Genomic DNA, 16,557 nt, shown 5'->3' with positions numbered 1-16,557 from the left:
CTGATCAACCTCGGGCTCACCCACACGAACGGCACTTGGCACCTCGCCCCAGCCGGCACATGACCACGAGGGGCTGCCCGGCCTGCGGCCGGACAGCCCCTCAACAAGATCTTCATCAGCCTTCTAGACCCCGTCGGGCGGCCCCCGTCCGGCGGCTCCCGTCGGGCGGCCCCGGCTAGGGCCTCAGCTCCTGCGTGCAGCACTTCACGCTGCCGCCGCCCTTGAGCAGCTCCCCCAGGTCCATGGGGACCGGCTCGAACCCGCGCGCCCGCAGGGGTTCGAGGAGTCCGGTCGCCTCCTGCGGGAGCAGCACGTGCCGGCCGTCCGAGACGGCGTTGAGCCCGAGGGCCGCCGCGTCCTGGGCCTGCGCGATCAGCGCGTCGGGGAAGAGCCGGCGCAGGACCGCCCTGCTGCCCTCGGAGAAGGCGTCCGGGTAGTACATGATCTCGTCGCCGTCGAGCACGGACAGCGCCGTGTCCAGGTGGTAGTAGCGCGGGTCGACCAGGTCGAGGCCGATGACCGGGCGGCCGAAGAACTCCTGGGCCTCGTCGTGCGAGAGCGGGCTGGAGCGGAAGCCCCGGCCGGCCAGGATGTAGGTGGCGGTAACGGCGAAGTCGCCCTCGCCCTCGTTGACGTGGGACGGCTCGTGCACGTCGTGGAAGCCGTTGTTCCGGAACCAGTCGAGGTGGATCTCCGCCTCGCCCGCCCGCTCGGGATAGGCGAACCGCGCGCCCAGCACCCGACCGTCGACGACGAGGGCGCCGTTGGCGGCGAAGACCATGTCGGGCAGCCCGCGGTCGGGGACAAGCGTCTCGACGGTGTGGCCGAGGGCCCGGTAGCGGTCGCGGAGGTCCTCCCACTGGGCCTGTGCGAGGGGCAGGTCCACCGGTTTCGTGGGGTCCATCCACGGGTTGATGGAGTACGTGACCTTGAAGTGCGCGGGTGGGCACATCAGGTAGCGCCGGGGTGTGGCGTCTCTGCGCAATGAGGGCTCCTCATGGTGATGAGAAGAGAATCGTCCCTCCTGGACGAGGACGGCGCAGTGAACTGATTGGGTGGTTTCCCGAACGGCTGGAATTCGAGCGGTTCGGGATTGATAAATTGCCGAAATGAGCTCCAACCCCCTCCCTGCTCCCGGTCCCGGCCCCTCCTCCGCCCCCCGGTCCCCCGACGCCACGCGCCGCAGCGACCGCTCGCGGCGGGCCATCCTGGACGCGGCGCTCGCCCTGGTGGGGGAGGTCGGCTACAACAAGCTGACCATCGAGGCCATCGCCGCCCGCGCCGGAGTCGGCAAGCAGACCATCTACCGCTGGTGGCCCTCGAAGGCCGCGGTCCTCCTGGACGCCTCGCTCGCGCTCGCCGGGGACGCCGCCGCCGAAGGCACGAATTCCGGGGGCACGGAGTCCGGGGGCGGGTGGACCGGCTTCCCCGACACCGGGGACCTGGCCGCCGACCTGAAGTGCGTACTGCGGGCGACGGTGGACGAGTTCGCCGACGAGCGGTACTCGGCCCCCGCGCGCGCCCTGACGGCGGCCGGCGCCACCGACCCCGAGCTCGGGGCACGCTTCTACGCACAGCTGCTGGAGCCCCAGCTCGCGCTGTACGAGGAGCGGTTGCGGTCGGCCCGCGAGGCCGGACAGCTCCCGCCGGACACCGATCTGCGACTGACCGTGGAGATGCTGCTCGGACCGCTGACGTACCGCTGGCTGCTGCGCACGGCCCCGCTCACGCACGCGTATGCGGACGCGCTGGTGGACTCCGTGCTGGGCGGAGCCGGCGCGAGGGCCTGACCAGGGACGGGACCCGTCGGAGCCCGCGTGGAGCCGGGGTGGGATAAGTCATGGCCTTCTGATGGCCGAGAACATATGGCCGAATTCTGCGGTTATGTGGGAGTCCTGGTCGGGGGGTGCGGTCATCCGGCGCCCAGGATGGTGGGAACATGTGAGGGTCTACCGGGGCAACGGTGTAGGTGAGGGGATAGATGGGGTCTGAGTCGGGCCGCGTCAAACGCGGCGAGCAGAGCAGGATTTCCCAGTGGCTGCGCCGCAAGCCGAAGCCCGACGCCGAGGACCCCGCGCGAGAACGCGAAGCACTGCTGCTGGCCGTCGCCGCGGCGGGTCTGCCGCTCGCGCCCGCCGCGCATCCCGCCGGCTACCGGTGTTCGTGCGACCGGATCGGCTGTCCGACGCCCGCACGACACCCCATCTCCTTCGCCTGGCAGACGCAGTCCACGACGGACCGCGCGCAGGTCGAACGCTGGGCGCGCAACCAGCCCGCGGCCAACTTCATCACCGCGACGGGCATGATCCACGACGTACTGGACGTCCCCCTCGAGGCCGGCCGCAGCGCGCTCGAACGCCTCCTGGCCGCCGGTGTCGAGGTCGGTCCGGTCGCGGAGTCCGGCGGTACGGGCGACCAGGCCCGCATGCTCTTCTTCACCGCGACCCGGGGTACGCCCGAGGACGAGGACGAGTGGTGGCCCTGCGAACTGGACTGCCACCCCGAGACGATGGACGAGCACCCGGGGCTGCGGTGGCACTGCCGGGGCAGCTACGTCCTGGTGCCGCCGGCCGCCCTGCCGGGGGACCTCTCGGTGGCCTGGCTCCGTGGCATGGAGCATCCGCTCGTCGATCCCCTGACCCTGCTCGAAACCCTCACGGACGCGTGCGCCACCTACGCCGGCGCCTCGGACCAAACCCCCGCCGCCGTAGCCTGGCCGCTGGGCCGCTGACCCGCCGGGCCTGGGCCCTGGGCCGCTGACTCGCCGGGGCTTTGCGCCTTTGGGCCAGGCCGGCCGGCCTGGCCCTTGGGTCGCCGGCCCGCCTGGGCCTTGGGCCCCTGGGTCGCCGAGCAGTTGCCTGGGTCCGCCATCCCCGGGCCACTGTTTGCGCCGCCGGGACTCCGGGTCTCCGATCCGCCGGCCGGGCCGGGTGGGGTCGCGGCGCGGGGCTTCCAGTGCGGCGAACGGACTTCCCGCGTGGCCGCGGCCGGCCCGCGGCCACGGGTGGCCTGCCCTGCGGGGCATGTCCCCTACCCGCCCTTCCCCCGTTCCCCGGACTCCGCCCGGACCCATCCTGGGGCTCCGCCCCAGACCCCGGTCCTCAAACGCCGGACAGGCTGGATTTGCGCCCACCGGACGGACCGGCTTCGGTACAGGCCAACGCCGGCCACATCCAGCCCCGCCTGCGTTTGAGGCGACCACCCCCAGCAGGCGGCCGGGGGCGGCTGCGGGCTAGTGGATCTGGGTGACGATCACGTCTAGGGGCCAGGCCCTGCCCGGCTTCGCGGGGGCTTCGGCCTCCACCGTGAAGCCGAGGTCCCGGAGGGCCGTCACCAGCTCCGCGGGGGACGCGGGGATCGCGCCGGCCGTCAGGAGGTCGCGGACCAGGCGGCCCTTGGTGGCCTTGTTGAAGTGGCTCACCACCGACCGCTTCTCGACCCCGTCGACCAGCTGCGAGTGCAGCACCCGAACGGTGGCCGTCCGCCCCGCCACCTCGCCCTTCGGCTTCCACGCGGAGGCGTACGCCGAGGACCGCAGGTCCAGGACCAGGCCCTCCCCCGCGGCTTCGGGCATCACCGAGGCCATCGGTTCGCGCCAGAACGCGCCCAGCGCCCCCAGCCCCGGCAGCTTCACGCCCATCGAGCAGCGGTAAGAGGGGATGCGGTCCGCGATCCCGACCGCTCCCCACAGGCCCGAGAAGACCAGCAGGGATTCGCCGGCCAGGGACAGCGCCGCCGGGGGGAGGGTCGCCAGTCCCAGCGCGTCGTAGAGGACGCCCGTGTAGATCTCGCCGGCCGGCCGCGCGGCCGCCGTCGGCAGTTCCGCGTTCTTGGCCACCTCACCCCGCAGGCCCTCGCTCAGGCCGAGCACTTCGCGGGCCTTCAGTTCGTCGCCCACGCACAGCTCGACGAGCTCCTCCAGCACCGCGGCCCGCGCCTCGGCCAGCCCCGGCAGCGAGAGCGTCTCGGGCTTCAGCGGTGCGCCGGAGCCGCCGGCGGCCTTTCCTTCGGACGGCGGCAGCAGCACGAGCACGGTGGTTCTCCTATCGACGGGCACGGCACAGCGGCGGGGGTGCGGCCCCCGACCAGGGTAGACGGCTCGCCGTGCCGCCCGGGCCCACCGGCCATAGGCTCGGCTCATGCCACGCCGTCATATGATCATGACCGGCGCAGACGGGGCTGCTCTGCGGGCCGCGCTGCGTGAACTGCGGACGAAGCTGGAGGTGCCGGAGGAGTTCCCGGCGCCCGTACTCGCCGAGGCGGAGCGGGCGGTACGCGATCCACGTCTGCCGGACTTCGACGCCACCGACATCCCCTTCTTCACGATCGATCCGCCGACCTCGCGCGATCTGGACCAGGCCATGCACCTGGCGAGGCGCTCCTCCGGCGGTTACCGGGTCCATTACGCCATCGCCGACGTCGCCGCCTACGTCACCCCCGGCGGCGCCCTCGACGCGGAGGCCCACCGCCGGGTCACCACCCTCTACTTCCCCGACGAGAAGGTCCCCCTGCACCCGGCCGTGCTCTCGGAGGGCGCGGCCAGCCTGCTCCCCGACCAGACCTGCCCGGCCCTGCTGTGGCGGCTCGATCTGGACGCCGAAGGGCGGGTGGAGAGCACCGACGTCCGCCGCGCGCTCGTGCGCAGCCGGGCCAAACTCGACTACGCCGGCGTCCAGAAGGCCATCGACGCGGGCACGGCCGAGGAGCCGCTGGCCCTCCTCAAGGACATCGGAGGGCTGCGCGAGGCCTTGGAGACGGAGCGCGGCGGCATCTCGCTGAACGTGCCCGAGCAGGAGATCGTCGAGCACGGGGGCTCCTACAGCCTGGCCTACCGGGCTTCGCTCCCGGCCGACGGCTGGAACGCTCAGATCTCCCTGATGACCGGCATGGCGGCCGCCGATCTGATGCTCGCCGCCGGGACGGGGATCCTACGGACCCTGCCGACCGCCCCCGACGGAGCGGTCGGGCGGCTGCGCCGGGCGGCGAAGGCCCTGCGGATCGACTGGCCGCACCACGTCCCGTACGCGGAGCTCGTGCGCGGGCTCGATCCGCACCGGCCCGCCCACGCCGCCTTCCTGCAGGAGTGCACCACCCTGCTGCGCGGCGCCGGCTACACGGTCTTCATCGGCGGCGCGACCCCGGACCCCGCCCTGCACGCCGCGGTCGCGGCCCCGTACGCCCACTGCACCGCGCCGCTGCGCAGGCTCGTAGACCGGTACACGGGGGAGCTGTGTGTCGCGGCGGTCACGGGGACCGAACCCCCCGGCTGGGCGCTGGCCGCGCTCGAAACCCTGCCGAAGGAGATGGCGGACGGCACCCGGCTGGCGAACTCGGCGGAGCGGGAGTCGGTGGACCTGGTGGAGGCGGCGCTGCTCAAGGACCGGGTCGGGGAGACCTTCGAGGCGACGGTCATCGACGTCAAGGACCGGGAGCCTCTGGTCGGCACGGTCCAGCTGGAGGAGCCCGCGGTGATCGGCCGCATCGAGTCCACGTCGGGGGATCTGCCGCTGGGCGACCGGATCAGGGTCCGGCTGACGGAGGCGGCCCCGGGTACGGCCAAGGTGCTCTTCGCGCCGGCCTGATCCGACGGCCCCCGGGGCGGTGGGTGCGAACCGCCCCGCCCGCGGGTGGCACGGAACTGATCGGCTGTAGGCCCGCTCTGGTCATCGGCCCTCGTGACCTGCAATCATCGGCCGACCACGCGGCGTCACCGGCCGTGCAACAGCGGGGGAGGGCCCGGACATGGGATCCGTCGACGTCTTCGAGGCACGTACGGCGCCCGCTTCCGGCGGCGGCTCGGCGCGACGCCGCCGACCTCCCGCCGCCCTGCGGCCAATGATCATCAACTACACCGGTTTCCATACCGAGTTCACCGCCCCCAGACGCCGTCTGGAGCTGCCCACCGGCTGCGTGACGCTCGTCTTCACCTTCTCCGACGGCCTGTGGGTGTCCCGTACGGAGGACCTCGGCACGGCGCGGCTGCGGCCCGCCGCCCAGGCCATGATCAGCGGCCCGCGCACGGTGCCGGCGATCGGGGTGCATGCGGGGGTCGTGCACGGGCTGGAGGTGAACATGACCCCGCAGGGCTGCCACCGGCTGTTCGGCATCCCGATGTGGCATTTCGAGGACGCCCACGTGGATCTGGCGGACGTCCTCGGACCGCAGGGCCGGTTCCTGACCGAGCGGCTCCAGTCGCTCCCCACGTGGACGGAGCGCTTCGCCCTGCTCGACGGGGTGTTCGGCGCCCGCCTCGACGACAACCCCTCCCCCGCGTCCGAGGTCAGTGGAGCCCTCAGCGGACTCTGGGCGAACACCCGCTCCCTCAGCCGGGTGAGCGCCGCGACGGGGTGGAGTGCCCGCACGCTGCGGTCGCGGTTCCGCGAACACGTCGGCCTGTCCCCCAAGGCCGTGGCCCGGGTGTTCCGGCTGCAGCACGCACTGCGGATGCTGGCGGGGGGAACGGCGGCCGCGCACGTGGCGGCCGCGTGCGGCTACCACGACCAGGCGCACCTGAGCCGCGAGGTGAAGTCGATGACGGGCCTGCCCCCGTCCCGGTTCGTGCTGCTGCGCGGCGGCCTGGCCCCGGGTTCGGCACTGGACCGGATGCCGGGCCGGGTCAGCAGCGTGATGCTGTCCGGCTAGGGCCGGGCGGATCAACACCGCCCCGCCGGACCGTTATCCGCGCCGCGCCCCGGACCGTTAACCGCACCCCGGACCGTCATCCGTGCCGCGCCCCGGGTCGCGGCCGGACCGCGTCGTCCGGCGTCCGGCTCCCCCGTCGGATTCCACCGGACTCCCGCCGGCGGGCGTCGGCTCCCGTCGGCGAGCGTCTCGCCCCCCATGGGCTGAGGACCCCCGTACCCCAGCCCACAGGCGAGCGATCCATCCCCCCTGTTCCCACTCCTGGAGCCTGCCGCCGTGGCGGCATCGCGACTCCTCCCCCTCACCCCTCGCCCACCGGCCCTGCCGCTCAGTCGGCTAGACGCGGAGCGTCCAGCGGTTGAGCGCCGAGTCATCTAGTGGACTAGACGGCTGGACGAAGATACGCCGTCGCACACAGGCCCTGTCAAGGTCCTGCGGGGCACGCCTGGGACAATATGGCGTGGGTCACTTTCGATCCGGTCCGCTAGCTGGGTAGACGAAGTTCGTTGCACTGTGTGGCGGAAGCCATCTAGGCAGGTAGATAATGCCGGTGATGATTTAGCACTAAAATACGAGATCCAGCAGTAGACGGGAGCAGTGACGGTGATGGGTGAGGAGACCCCCACCGGCCGGCGGGACACCATGGGCGACCGCCTCGGCTTCTTGATCGAGACGATCCACCCGGCGGGCCGCGGTCCGTACACGTACCAAGAGATCGCCGACGGTACGAAGCAGCTGTCCGGCCCCTCCGTCTCGCACGGCACGGTCCAGACCATCCGCCTGAACAACAACCCGAACCCCGGCATCGACTCGATCCGCGCGATCGCCAATTTCTTCGGCGTCACCGTGGGGTACCTCGCCGACGGCGAGAACGCCCAGGCGATCGAGCAGCGGATCGAGGAACGGATCACGCGGCTCCGCGAGGAGATGGGCAAGGCCGCGGCGGCAGACGAGTTCGCCCAGGTCCTCGAGGACGAACAGGTCAAGGCCGCGGCCTTCCGCCTCAGTGGACTGTCCGCCGGTTCCATGCGGTCCGTCACCGGCCTGATCAAGCAGCTCCGGAAGGCCGAAGGACTTCCGGATGTGAAGCCCCGCCGGCGCCGCGGCAAGGAGTCCTGAGGCGCGAATCAGTCACACGCTTCACCCGAACAGCGGTATTTCGGCCACCGATACGCCGTAAGTAAGCCGCCGCTGTGGTTCCGGTTACTCTCAAACCCGATCGGGTGTGCGCAGTGGACGATGACGGGCGGGGAGGCGACGATGCGCTGGTGGAAGCGCGCCGACGCGGAGTGCGCCGCCGTCGCAGACCGACTCGTCATCCCCCGGCCGTTCGACCTGGATGCCTTCTGCGAGGGCATAGCCGCGCAGCGTGGCCGACCGCTGATCCTGCTGCCCCTGGACGGCCCTCCCGACCCGGCCCTGCCGTGCGGGATCTGGCTCGGACTGGAGGTCGCCGACCTCGTCTTCTACGACGCCGTCGCGGCCGAGATCCTCAAGGTGCAGATCGTCCTCCACGAGATCTCGCACATGCTGCTCGGCCACGTAGCCCCCGAACTCGACATCCCCGAGCAGCCGTCGGACCGGGAGATAGCACGGGCCTCCGAGCACTTCCAGCGCCTGCTGACGCGTACGCAGACGGCCGTCGCCGGGATCGACCGCCCCGAACTGCCCGTGGCCTCGATCATTCGCGCCGAGGCGGCCCGGATCAGGAACGTGGCCCGCGCGACCGAATCGATCGACGAAGAACTCGGCCTCGACATCGACCGCCTGGCGCACCTCATGGGGCGGAGCAAGTTCGCCAGCCCGCAGGAGCGGCAGGCCGAGACCCTGGCCACGCTCATCCACGAGCGGGCCGGCCGCTACACGACGCAGTCGACCTCCAGCGAGGCCGAGGACCGTCTCATGCGCCTCCATGACGCCCTCGGGCACCCCGTTCGAAACACCTGGTCGTGAAGTGAAACACCTCGAGATAGCCATCCTGGCCATGCTCTGGGCGGTGACGCTCTGGCGCGCCCCCTCGGCCGTCCGCACGGTCAAACAGCGGGCCCTGTGGACGGCGTTCGCCGCCCTGACCCTCTCCATGACGCTCCGCCTCCCCGGCGTGATGCGCACCCTGGACGACGGGGCGGGCGTCAACAACCTCTCCACCCTCATCAAGCACTGCCTGGGCATGATCGCGGCCGGCGCGGTCGTCGACTTCGTCGTCGCCATCGCCCGCCCGGAGACCGGCCGTCGGCTGCGGGCCCGCCACTACGCCGCCCTGACCGCGATGACGGCCATGACGGTGCTCTTCGCCTTCTTCGTCCCTCGGCCCCACGAGATGACCGACTTCTTCGAGGAGACCGCGGGCAACGGCTGGGCCACCGTCTACTACCTCCTCTTCGTCGTCTACCTCGGCATCGCCATGGCCACCGCCACCTGGCTCTTCTGGGGCAGCGCACGGCACGCCAGCGCCCTGTGGCTGCGGACCGGCGTCCGCCTCATGGGCATCGGGACCGCCGTCGGCGTGCTGTACACCCTGATGCGGGCCGGGTACATCGCGAGCCGCCTCGCGGGCCTCACCGACGCCACCAGCGACATCGCCGTCGACAACGTCACCGACGCCCTGAAGTACCTGGCGATCGCCTTCATCCTCATCGGCAGCAGCATCCCCGCGTTCGGTGTGGCCTGGCGCACCGTCCAGGACGGCCGGCACTACCGGCAGCTCCAGCCGCTCTGGCAGGACCTGACCAAGGTCACCCCCGACATCGTCCTGAAGACCGGTCTCCTGCGCAGCCCGCGCCTGCGGCTGTACCGGCGCGTCATCGAGATCCGCGATGCCGCCCTGACCCTCGACGCCTACACCGCGGGCGAGGTCCGCGAGCGCGCGCACGCCGCCGCCCTGCAGGCCGGATTCGACCCGGCGACGAGCCCGGCGGCCGAAGCCCTGTGGATGCGGGCTACGCGCGAGGGCAAGGCCCGCGGCGTCCTGCCGGTCCGCGGCACCCAGGAGCCGGCCGCCGTCGGAATCGACGAACTCGACTTCACCACCGAGGTGCACCGGCTCATCCAGCTCGCCCGGATCTACCACTCCGCCGTGGCTGACGACTTCCTCACCGCGACCAGCCAGGAGGCCACGGCGTGACCGCCGCGCTCACCCGCCCCACCGAGTCCCGATCCGCACGGCTGATCACCGACGGACTCGATCCCAAGACCTGGATCATCGCCGACACCGTCCTCATCGGCTGGCACACCGCCGGTTTCGCCGGGATCGGCTGGGGCCTCCTCGGCTGCCTGTTCGCCGCCGTCATCCCCCTGGCCTTCATCAAGTTCGGCATCCGGCGCGGCCGCTGGGCCGACCGGCACGTCGGCCAGCGCCAACAGCGCATCACCGTGTTGGTGTTCATCATCGCCTCGGTCGCCACCGGCATCCTCCTGATGGCGCTCCTCGGCTCCCCCCGGACGATGATCGCGCTGATCACGGCCATGCTGGTGACCCTCGCGGCCCTGCTCACCGTGACCCCCGCCTGGAAGATCAGCGTGCACGCGGCCGTCTCCTCCGGCAGCGTCGCGATGCTCGCGCTGACCTACGGGCCCCGGCTGCTGCTCGCGTACCCGCTGGTCGCACTCGTCGGCTGGTCCCGGGTCCGGCTGAAGGACCACACCCTTGCCCAGGTCCTCGCGGGCACCGCGGTGGGCGCGGCCGTCGCGGCCACCACCTTCACGCTGGTCCGCTAGCCGAACGCGCGGCGCGGACCGCCCGGTTCCCTCTCCCCGTCCCCTCGGCCGGCCGTGGCGATTCGAGCCGTGCCGTTTTCGAATTGCGCCTTTTTTGAGCCGCGCCGTTTTTGACAAGACAGGCGCGCACCGGCTTGTCACGCTCGGCGCACACGGTCGGCACTGCGGCAGCCCGTCACGGGGGTGCGGGCTGCCGCAGTGCGGCGACCAGCGCTCCGGGCGCATCCGCGTGGAAGCGGATGACACGGGCTTCGGCGCGCGCGCCGAGCGGGCGGGTCAGTTCCACGGTGACGGTGGTCTGGCTGCCGACGATCAGGTCGAGCACCCCGTCCTCGGAGAGGGTGACGAGCCGTTTCTCGGGGTAGCGCCGCTCCACCCGGACCGAAGCCACCGCGTCCGGCGGGACGGTCAGGTCGAAGAGGGCGCCGTAGCGGATGCGCAGGGTCCCGTCGGGGCGTACGACGTGCGGCCGGGTGACGCGGGCGGCGTGCAGTGCGAGCACCAGCACCACCCCGTACACGTCGAGGACGAGCACCACGCGGTGGACGGCCGGCCAGGGGATGAGGACGGCCAGGGCCGCCGTCTCGATCACCGTGACGAACAGCAGCCCGTACATCATGGCCGTCTAGGGTCCGGTGTACGGGGCCGCATGGTCCCCGGGGCGCACCCCGTGCGGCGGCCGCCGCAGCGCCCACCGGCCCAGCGCGGCGAACGCGCGTAGCTCATGGAACACGAGGCGGCGTACGGGCACGGGCACCACGGCCCGTACGGCCTCGCGGCGGGCCTCGCCCGGGCCGGCGCCCCGGGAGCGCGAGGCGGCGTACAGCGAGTACAGGACGCGGGCCTCCAGGAGGAGGACCCCCAGCACCACCGCTTCGGCGAGGGCGAGGGCCCAGCCCGGCGGCCGCGCTCCGGCCGCCACGCACACCACCAGCGCCGACTCCGCGGGAAGCACGGCGGCCACCGCGGCCAGTTCGCGAGGGCGGAGATCTCTCCGATCTTCGCATGGGTTCAAGTAGAAACCCTGCCGCTGCGTCAAGGTCAAGCCGTGATGACGCAGCCGGTACGATGGGCGGTACGACAGACGAGTCGGCCGGGCGGCCGCGTCGGGGTCTCCGGATCCCGCCGAGGAACGTCCGGGCTCCACAGGGCAGGGTGGTGGCTAACGGCCACCCGGGGTGACCCGCGGGACAGTGCCACAGAAAACAGACCGCCTGGGGCTTCGGCCCCCGGTAAGGGTGAAACGGTGGTGTAAGAGACCACCAGCGCCTGAGGTGACTCAGGCGGCTAGGTAAACCCCACCCGGAGCAAGGTCAAGAGGGGCCGTTTTCGGACGTCCCTGCGCGAACGTTCGAGGGCTGCCCGCCCGAGTTCGCGGGTAGACCGCACGAGGCCGGCGGCAACGCCGGTCCTAGATGGATGGCCGTCTCCCCGGCGACCGCGAGGTCTCCGGGAGACAGAACCCGGCGTACAGGCCGGCTCGTCTGCCGGCGAACAGCCCCCGCCCCCGTGAACTCGGGTGCGGGGGCTTCTTCGTACCGGGTGTCAAGCCAGCCAGTGGGCCTGGTAGCGGGGGCGGTAGGGCTCGATGACCGTCTCGGCATCGTGGAGCGCGGCCCGGCAGTCGGTACGGGCCCGCGCGCGGGCGACGCGCTCCGCGCGGTTGGCGGCCTCGGACAGGGATCCCCCGTGGGCGCAGCAGTACCGCCAGCTGTCGAAGGCGCGGCGGACTTCCCGGGGCCGTGGGCGCCGGCCTTTCCGCGCCGCGGTACGGAGTTCGGCGGCGCAGTAGCGCAGGCTGCGCAGGTCCACTCGGCGCCAGGGACCGGGGTGCTGCCAGGGACCCTCGCGGCGCTGCTCGTCGAACGGGGTGCGCCGGGCGGGGATGTGATGGGCGGTGCGGGACACGGAGAGCCTCCAGCCGCACTCCAGGACCTTCCTGGAGGTGCTACCGGAAGCCGGACGGGTAGGGAGGCACGGGTGGCGGTCCCTCCTCGGACGGCCCGGCCCCTGGGGGCCGGGCCTCGTGGCTCAGCGCAGGTGGGACGTGTCGTTCAGCAGGCGGACCGAGGCGTTGCCGTCCGCGTAGTAGGCGACCGCCGACAGCGAGGCCGCCGACAGCTCCATGCGGAACAGCGCCTCCGGCGGGGCGCCCAGCGCCAGCCGGACCAGGATCTTGACCGGCGTCACGTGCGAGACGAGCAGCACCGTACGGCCCGTGTGTTCGGCGAGCAGCCGGTCCCTGGTCGCGGAGATGCGGCGGGTGGCCGAGGCGAAGCTCTCGCCGCCGCCCGTGGGGGCGGCCTTCGGGGAGTCCAGCCACGCCTGGAGGTCCTCCGGGAAGCGCTCGCTCGTCTCCGCGAAGGTCAGCCCCTCCCACGCGCCGAAGTCGACCTCGCGCAGGCCCTCTTCGACGGTGACGGTGAGCCCGAGCCGGTCGGCGACGGCCTGCGCGGTCTCCCGGCAGCGCCGCAGCGGGGAGCTGATCACGCTCTGGACGGTGCCGCGGGCCGCCAGCGACTCCGCGACGGCGGCGGCCTGGCGGCGGCCCGTCGCGGACAGCTCCGGGTCGCTGCCGCCGCTGCCGGAGAATCGCTTCTGCGGAGTGAGCGCGGTCTCTCCGTGGCGCAGCAGCACGAAGGTGGCCGGGGTCCCCATGTCGGGGCCCCAGCCCGATCCCGCCGCGGGGGCGGGGACGGTATCCGTCGCCGCGACACCGATGGCCGGGTCCGCGAACAGGGTGTCGGCCGGTGCGGAGGCCGCGCGGGCCCCCGTACCACCGCCGGAGGCGCCGGCGAGGGCGGCACGGACGGCCGCGGCGCCCGCGGCTGCGTCGCCCACCGGGCCCGCGGGAGGCGGGGTCGCCAGGGCGCGGGCCGCCGAGGCGTCCAGCGCTGCCGAGGAGTTCGAGGGCTCCCACTGCTTGCCGCGCTTGCCCGCGTCCATCGCCTCGTTCGCGAGCCGGTCCGCGTGCTTGTTCTTCTCGCGAGGCATCCACTCGTACGTCACCTGCGCGCGCGGCAGGATCTTCGCCGCCTCCGCCGCGAGCGGCTTCATGTCCGGGTGCTTGATCTTCCAGCGGCCCGACATCTGCTCGACGACGAGCTTGGAGTCCATCCGTACGAGGACCACCGCGTCCGGGTCCAGCTCGCGGGCAGCCCTCAGCCCGGCGATGAGGCCCCTGTACTCGGCCACGTTGTTCGTCGCGACGCCGATGTACTCCGCGCGCTCGGCCAGCGTCTCGCCCGTCGCCGGGTCGAGGACGACGGAACCGTAGCCGGCGGGCCCCGGGTTGCCCCGGGAGCCGCCGTCGGCTTCCACAACGAACTTCGGCATCAGATGCCCGCGTCGGCCATGCGGACCAGGATGCGGCCGCAGCTCTCGTGGCGGACGACCTCGTCGCGGGCGGCGGCCTTGATCTCGTTGACCTCGGCGAGGTCGAGCTCCAGGCGGCAGCCCTCGCAGCGGCGCTGCGACAGGCGGGCGGCGCCGACGCCGCCCTGCTTCACGCGGATCTTCTCGTACAGGGCGATCAGCGCGGCCGGCATGGCGGTGACGATGATCCCGCGGTCCTTGTCGATGCCCGCGACCTCGGCGTCGATCTCACCGGTGGCGGCGTCGCGGCGCACGGTGGCGTCGGCGAGCTTGGTCTCCAGGGAGGCGACCCGCTCGGTCAGTCCGACGACGGTCTCCTGCGCGGTCTCCAGGCGCTCCATGACCTCGAGGACGATGTCCTCCAGGTCACCCTGGCGCTTGGCGAGGGAGACGACCTCGCTCTGCAGGTTGGCCACGTCGCGGGCGGAGATGCCGGCGCCCGAGTCCAGGCGGGCCTGGTCGCGGGCGGCGCGCTGGCGCACCTGGTCCACGTCCTGCTCGGCCTTGGTCTGCTCGCGGGCGGCGTCGGTGGCCTTCGTCTGGGCGGCGACGAGGAAGTCGCGCTGCTGGGCGAGGTCCTTGGTCAGCGAGTCGACCTCGGCGTGCTCGGGCAGCGACTTGAGCTTGTGGGCGAGCTGAGACAGCCGGACGTCCAGGGCCTGGACGTCGAGAAGTCGGATCTGGTCGGCGGGCTCGGCGTTCAGTTGGGGGCTCCAGGGTGAGAAGGGTGTGTGACGGACGGCGCGTGCACCGTCCACGGGTCGGTGACCTTGCGCGAGACGTGGGTCCGCAGACCCCAGCCGTGGCGCTCGGAGATGGCGTCGAGCTGGGCCGCGGCCTGCTCGCACCAGGGCCATTCGGTGGCCCAGTGGGCGGCGTCGACGAGGGCGAGCGTGCTCTGCTCGCGGGCCTCGGACGCCGGGTGGTGGCGCAGGTCGGCGGTGACGTAGGCGTCGACACCGGCGGCCCGGACCTGCGCGAAGAGGCTGTCGCCGGAGCCGCCGCTGACCGCGACGGTACGGATCAGCGCGTCGGGGTCACCGGCCACGCGGATGCCCTGCGCGGTCGGCTGCAGCCAGGCGGCGACGCGTGCCGCGAACTCGCGCAGCGTCTCGGGGCGGTCCAGCTCGCAGAGCCGGCCGAGGCCGCGGCGGCCGGCGGGGTCGCTCGGGTCGGGGACCAGCGGGCCGGTGACGCGCAGGTCGAGGGCGCCGGCGAGGGCGTCCGAGACGCCGGGGTCGGCGGTGTCGGCGTTGGTGTGGGCGACGTGCAGCGCGATGTCGTTCTTGATCAGCGTGTGCACGGCCCGGCCCTTGAAGGTGCCGGCCTCGACGGTGGTGGTGCCCCGCAGGTAGAGGGGGTGGTGGGTGACGAGCAGATCGGCGCCCAGCTGCACCGCTTCGTCGACGATCTCCTGGACGGGGTCGACGGCGAACAGGACCCGGGAGACCTCCGCGTCGGGGTCACCGCAGACGGTGCCGACGGCGTCCCACTCCTCGGCCCGCGAGGGGGGCCACAGAGTGTCCAGCGCGGCGATGACTTCAGAGAGACGGGGCACAGGCCAAGGCTACCGTCCGTGGCGACCGCCCCCTGTCTTGCCGTCCCATCCGCGGGCCGATGCGGATCCTGTCTGCGGCTGCCGGGGAAACGGGGGGATCCGATGCGTGCCGGTGAAGTACTGGACGCCCGATATGAGCTGGTCCGACGCCTGGACGTGGGCGGTAATGAGGGAGCTCGTACGGGGCCGCTCGCTCGCCGAGGAGCTCGCGCAGCGGCTGCCCCCGCTCCCGCAGGCGCCGGCCTGGGCCGAGCGGATCGCGCTGGTCCTGGAGTCGGCGCCCGGCCCGGAGGCGGGGTGGTCCACCGGGACCTCAAGCCCGGCAACGTGATGGTCACCGGGCGGCCGCCGTTCACCCTGGACCGGCCTGCTCCAGGTCATGTACCAGTAGGTGCACGAGGTCCCGCCGCCGCCGAGCGCGTACACGCCGATGCCTTTGCCCATGGACCGGCTGGTCATGGAGCTGCTGGCCAAGGATCCGGCGGACCGGCCGGCGGACGCCGGGGAGGTGGTGGACCGGCTGGGCGGGCTGATCCGGGCGTTCGCGGCGGCCGCGGCGGCGGCTCCGGCGGCTCCGGCGACGCCCTCCGGGGCCGCGTTCCCGGGTGCGGGGGCGTACGTACCCACCGAGCCGGACCTGCCGCCGCCCTCGGGGGAACCGGTGGAGGAGCACGAGGACGAGGCCGGGGCAGTGGAGGACGGGGTACTGGAGGGCGAGTACGTCGATCCCGACCCGAGCGAGGTGTTCAGCGCCCGGATCCGGGCCGCGCTGGTGGAGCGCGGCCGGCTGGCGCGCGCCGAGGACGACCCGGGCATCGCACGGCTGGAGCCGGGCGAGGTGCTCACCGACACCATCGGGCTGTTCGGCTCCGACGATCCCCTCACCGTCGAGTTCGGCTTCGACCTGGCCTGCGCCTGCGCCCGCGACGAACCGTTCGGCGAGGCCTCCGCGCTGCTCGGCGAGATCGTGCCGCGGCGCGGTCGGCTGCGGGTGCTCGTACCGAACCTGCTGAGCCTGCCGGAGGAGGGCGCGAGGAGACGTACGCGGCCCGGATCACGATGACCGGCTGGGTCGCGGACGCGGGCACCGCCCGGGAGGCGCTGCCCGCCTGGCGGGTGCTGATCAGCGACTGCGCGGCGGCGCTCGGCGAGCACCATCCGCTGACCCTGCTGGCCCCGGTTCAGGCCGGCCGAGCACAGTGAGGGCGCCGGGCACGCGTGGGAGGCGCGCCAACTGCTGCTGGAGCTGACGCCGACGCTCGCCG

At 72.7% G+C, this 16,557-nt stretch carries 18 protein-coding genes, 1 other RNA gene and 1 pseudogene; 12 read left to right on the top strand and 8 right to left on the bottom strand.

The features are described 5' to 3' along the window. Positions 1-175 precede the first annotated feature (175 nt). A pseudogene (gene ddaH, locus OTB20_RS36595) lies at positions 176-994 on the bottom strand (dimethylargininase); the annotation flags it as partial. 115 nt (positions 995-1,109) lie between these two features. On the opposite strand from ddaH, the gene OTB20_RS36590 reads away from it, so the two are divergent. Further along, the gene (locus OTB20_RS36590; RefSeq protein ID WP_267824249.1) at positions 1,110-1,790 is read left to right on the top strand and encodes a TetR/AcrR family transcriptional regulator; all 681 of its coding nucleotides are present in this window, start codon (positions 1,110-1,112) and stop codon (positions 1,788-1,790) included. Between the two features lie 191 nt (positions 1,791-1,981). Further along, positions 1,982-2,731, top strand: coding sequence for a bifunctional DNA primase/polymerase (locus OTB20_RS36585; protein ID WP_267824248.1), 750 nt, complete (start codon positions 1,982-1,984; stop codon positions 2,729-2,731). Between the two features lie 501 nt (positions 2,732-3,232). Here the strand turns inward: OTB20_RS36585 and yaaA are convergent. Continuing rightward, positions 3,233-4,033 carry a peroxide stress protein YaaA gene (gene yaaA / locus OTB20_RS36580; RefSeq protein WP_267824247.1) on the bottom strand — a complete coding sequence of 267 codons (801 nt, stop codon included), beginning with the start codon at positions 4,031-4,033 and terminating at the stop codon, positions 3,233-3,235. 106 nt (positions 4,034-4,139) lie between these two features. Here yaaA and OTB20_RS36575 point away from each other — a divergent pair, with 106 nt between their 5' ends. The 6 genes from OTB20_RS36575 to OTB20_RS36550 all read left to right on the top strand — a co-directional run bounded on the left by OTB20_RS36575 (position 4,140) and on the right by OTB20_RS36550 (position 10,359). Further along, positions 4,140-5,582, top strand: coding sequence for an RNB domain-containing ribonuclease (locus OTB20_RS36575; RefSeq protein WP_267824246.1), 1,443 nt, complete (start codon positions 4,140-4,142; stop codon positions 5,580-5,582). 160 nt (positions 5,583-5,742) lie between these two features. Next, complete coding sequence (locus OTB20_RS36570; RefSeq protein ID WP_267824245.1) at positions 5,743-6,642, top strand: helix-turn-helix domain-containing protein; 900 nt, start codon at positions 5,743-5,745, stop codon at positions 6,640-6,642. 606 nt (positions 6,643-7,248) lie between these two features. After that, positions 7,249-7,761 carry an XRE family transcriptional regulator gene (locus OTB20_RS36565; RefSeq protein WP_267824254.1) on the top strand — a complete coding sequence of 171 codons (513 nt, stop codon included), beginning with the start codon at positions 7,249-7,251 and terminating at the stop codon, positions 7,759-7,761. Positions 7,762-7,902: 141 nt separating this feature from the next. Then, positions 7,903-8,595: a hypothetical protein gene (locus OTB20_RS36560; RefSeq protein WP_267824244.1), complete on the top strand. Its 693-nt coding sequence runs from the start codon at positions 7,903-7,905 to the stop codon at positions 8,593-8,595. A gap of 1 nt (position 8,596) precedes the next feature. Then, a complete protein-coding gene (locus tag OTB20_RS36555; protein WP_267824243.1) occupies positions 8,597-9,766 on the top strand; it encodes an MAB_1171c family putative transporter in 1,170 nt (389 codons plus the stop codon). Further along, the gene (locus OTB20_RS36550) at positions 9,763-10,359 is read left to right on the top strand and encodes a phosphatase PAP2 family protein (RefSeq protein WP_267824242.1); all 597 of its coding nucleotides are present in this window, start codon (positions 9,763-9,765) and stop codon (positions 10,357-10,359) included. Before OTB20_RS36555 ends, OTB20_RS36550 begins: the two co-directional genes overlap by 4 nt. 175 nt (positions 10,360-10,534) lie before the next feature. Here the strand turns inward: OTB20_RS36550 and OTB20_RS42610 are convergent, their stop codons facing one another. Both OTB20_RS42610 and OTB20_RS42605 read right to left on the bottom strand, forming a co-directional pair. After that, positions 10,535-10,978, bottom strand: a complete 444-nt coding sequence (locus OTB20_RS42610) for a hypothetical protein (RefSeq protein WP_324290461.1) — start codon at positions 10,976-10,978, stop codon at positions 10,535-10,537. 6 nt (positions 10,979-10,984) lie between these two features. Next, positions 10,985-11,323 carry a hypothetical protein gene (locus OTB20_RS42605; RefSeq protein WP_324290460.1) on the bottom strand — a complete coding sequence of 113 codons (339 nt, stop codon included), beginning with the start codon at positions 11,321-11,323 and terminating at the stop codon, positions 10,985-10,987. Positions 11,324-11,444: 121 nt separating this feature from the next. Here OTB20_RS42605 and rnpB point away from each other — a divergent pair. Next, an RNA gene (rnpB, locus tag OTB20_RS36540) (RNase P RNA component class A) lies at positions 11,445-11,846 on the top strand. Between the two features lie 58 nt (positions 11,847-11,904). Here the strand turns inward: rnpB and OTB20_RS36535 are convergent. From OTB20_RS36535 to OTB20_RS36520, 4 genes are all read right to left on the bottom strand, one after another. Then, positions 11,905-12,267, bottom strand: a complete 363-nt coding sequence (locus OTB20_RS36535) for a hypothetical protein (RefSeq protein WP_267824241.1) — start codon at positions 12,265-12,267, stop codon at positions 11,905-11,907. Between the two features lie 123 nt (positions 12,268-12,390). Further along, positions 12,391-13,695, bottom strand: a complete 1,305-nt coding sequence (locus OTB20_RS36530) for a bifunctional RNase H/acid phosphatase (protein ID WP_267824240.1) — start codon at positions 13,693-13,695, stop codon at positions 12,391-12,393. Next, positions 13,695-14,438 (bottom strand): zinc ribbon domain-containing protein, encoded by a 744-nt coding sequence (locus tag OTB20_RS36525; protein ID WP_267759440.1) that lies wholly within the window; start codon positions 14,436-14,438, stop codon positions 13,695-13,697. Before OTB20_RS36525 ends, OTB20_RS36530 begins: the two co-directional genes overlap by 1 nt. After that, complete coding sequence (locus OTB20_RS36520) at positions 14,435-15,292, bottom strand: Nif3-like dinuclear metal center hexameric protein (RefSeq protein ID WP_267824239.1); 858 nt, start codon at positions 15,290-15,292, stop codon at positions 14,435-14,437. Before OTB20_RS36520 ends, OTB20_RS36525 begins: the two co-directional genes overlap by 4 nt. 106 nt (positions 15,293-15,398) lie before the next feature. Here OTB20_RS36520 and OTB20_RS36515 point away from each other — a divergent pair, with 106 nt between their 5' ends. From OTB20_RS36515 to OTB20_RS36505, 3 genes are all read left to right on the top strand, one after another. Next, positions 15,399-15,623, top strand: a complete 225-nt coding sequence (locus OTB20_RS36515; RefSeq protein ID WP_267824238.1) for a hypothetical protein — start codon at positions 15,399-15,401, stop codon at positions 15,621-15,623. A 111-nt stretch (positions 15,624-15,734) separates the two neighbouring features. Further along, entirely contained in the window at positions 15,735-16,355 is a 621-nt protein-coding gene (locus OTB20_RS36510; RefSeq protein ID WP_267824237.1) for a hypothetical protein, read from the top strand. After that, positions 16,352-16,495, top strand: a complete 144-nt coding sequence (locus tag OTB20_RS36505) for a hypothetical protein (RefSeq protein ID WP_267824236.1) — start codon at positions 16,352-16,354, stop codon at positions 16,493-16,495. The genes OTB20_RS36510 and OTB20_RS36505 overlap by 4 nt, the downstream gene beginning before the upstream one ends. The last annotated feature ends 62 nt before the right edge of the window (positions 16,496-16,557 follow it).

Source organism: Streptomyces sp. H27-H1, from assembly GCF_026627445.1.
Classification (GTDB): domain Bacteria; phylum Actinomycetota; class Actinomycetes; order Streptomycetales; family Streptomycetaceae; genus Streptomyces.
The sequence above is the reverse complement of the archived record's forward strand: the minus strand, read 5'-3'. Positions and strand labels throughout refer to the sequence as shown.

What these genes read in the sequence shown, in the direction of transcription:
- OTB20_RS42610 (WP_324290461.1), bottom strand. Translation starts at nt 10,978, where the DNA reads ATGATGTACGGGCTGCTGTTCGTCACGGTGATCGAGACGGCGGCCCTG.
- OTB20_RS36575 (WP_267824246.1), top strand. Translation starts at nt 4,140, where the DNA reads ATGCCACGCCGTCATATGATCATGACCGGCGCAGACGGGGCTGCTCTG.
- OTB20_RS36585 (WP_267824248.1), top strand. Translation starts at nt 1,982, where the DNA reads ATGGGGTCTGAGTCGGGCCGCGTCAAACGCGGCGAGCAGAGCAGGATT.
- OTB20_RS36505 (WP_267824236.1), top strand. Translation starts at nt 16,352, where the DNA reads ATGACCGGCTGGGTCGCGGACGCGGGCACCGCCCGGGAGGCGCTGCCC.
- OTB20_RS36590 (WP_267824249.1), top strand. Translation starts at nt 1,110, where the DNA reads ATGAGCTCCAACCCCCTCCCTGCTCCCGGTCCCGGCCCCTCCTCCGCC.
- OTB20_RS36560 (WP_267824244.1), top strand. Translation starts at nt 7,903, where the DNA reads ATGCGCTGGTGGAAGCGCGCCGACGCGGAGTGCGCCGCCGTCGCAGAC.
- OTB20_RS36530 (WP_267824240.1), bottom strand. Translation starts at nt 13,695, where the DNA reads ATGCCGAAGTTCGTTGTGGAAGCCGACGGCGGCTCCCGGGGCAACCCG.
- OTB20_RS36510 (WP_267824237.1), top strand. Translation starts at nt 15,735, where the DNA reads ATGGACCGGCTGGTCATGGAGCTGCTGGCCAAGGATCCGGCGGACCGG.
- OTB20_RS36570 (WP_267824245.1), top strand. Translation starts at nt 5,743, where the DNA reads ATGGGATCCGTCGACGTCTTCGAGGCACGTACGGCGCCCGCTTCCGGC.
- OTB20_RS36565 (WP_267824254.1), top strand. Translation starts at nt 7,249, where the DNA reads ATGGGTGAGGAGACCCCCACCGGCCGGCGGGACACCATGGGCGACCGC.